Origin of the sequence: Paenirhodobacter enshiensis, from assembly GCF_000740785.1 — a bacterium.
Lineage (GTDB): Bacteria > Pseudomonadota > Alphaproteobacteria > Rhodobacterales > Rhodobacteraceae > Rhodobacter > Rhodobacter enshiensis.
In genome coordinates this window covers 1-327 of the sequence record NZ_JFZB01000111.1, presented here as the reverse complement: position 1 = coordinate 327, position 327 = coordinate 1, and the positions used below count along the sequence as shown (strand labels likewise).

Below are 327 nucleotides of genomic sequence, written 5' to 3'. Positions count from 1 at the left end.
CTACCAGGGTATCTAATCCTGTTTGCTCCCCTAGCTTTCGTGCCTCAGCGTCAGTTATGGTCCAGTGAGCCGCTTTCGCCACAGGTGTTCCTTCCGATATCTACGCATTTCACCGCTACACCGGAAATTCCACTCACCTCTCCCATACTCAAGCCCGACAGTTTTCGATGCAGACTCTGGGTTGAGCCCAGAGATTTCACACCAAACTTATCAAACCGCCTACGCACCCTTTACGCCCAATAATTCCGAACAACGCTCGCAACTTACGTGTTACCGCGGCTGCTGGCACGTAATTAGCCGTTGCTTATTCATGACCTACAGTCACCA

The 327-nt window shown here is 51.4% G+C and carries 1 rRNA gene; it reads right to left on the bottom strand.

Going from position 1 to position 327, the window contains the following annotated elements:
* Nucleotides 1-327, bottom strand: a 16S ribosomal RNA gene (locus CG50_RS16765); the annotation flags it as partial.